Genomic DNA, 704 nt, shown 5'->3' with positions numbered 1-704 from the left:
AAGACCAAGTGATTCAATAATGGATATAAATTATAAAGGTCCAAGCGACCTTCCCAGCCTTGCTCCATCGGACGAACACTTTGATACGCATCGTAAAAACGTTGATCAAAGGCGCCAAACAAGCGCGTCATCGCAATATCAGTTTCAGCCCATCCGTAATACACCGCTGGATCGATAAATACAGGCAACCCAAGCTGATTCGAATGAACGTTCCCTGACCAAAGATCTCCGTGTAATAGCGAAGCTAATTGATAAGGCACAATATTATCTAGCCGTAAGCATAATGCCTCAATCGCTTGAAGATCTCCTACGGCCAGAAAATTCAAATCAAATGCTTTCTCTGCAAGCACCATTAATCGCTGCTCAGCAAAAAAATTGAATGGGTCTTTCGTGAGTTTGTTCGACTGAACAGTTCGACCACAATAGTTATCGTTGACGAAACCATATTCATCACGAGTCAATGAATGGATCGCAGCCAACTGAACACCAAGCTGCTCCCAAAAGTCCTTTGCCAATTGATTTGGTCGAATGTATTCCAAAACCAAGTAGCTCTGTCCATAAGCGTATACATCTGGCGTACAAACATTAGAGACACTAGATAAATATGAGAGGCCTTCAGCCTCACATTGAAAAAAGCTTGGTGGAGCCGATGCCATATATTTAATAAACACCGGCGGTTCACTGCGATGTGAAAAAACTATATT

At 42.3% G+C, this 704-nt stretch carries 1 protein-coding gene; it reads right to left on the bottom strand.

What is annotated here, in order from left to right; translation table 11 throughout:
* Window positions 1-671 (bottom strand): fructosamine kinase family protein (locus A3762_RS02460; protein ID WP_197468956.1); only part of this gene is annotated, 671 nt, incomplete at its 3' end.
* Window positions 672-704: the final 33 nt, after the last annotated feature.

The organism is Oleiphilus sp. HI0125, assembly GCF_001635355.1.
The sequence above is the reverse complement of the archived record's forward strand: the minus strand, read 5'-3'. Positions and strand labels throughout refer to the sequence as shown.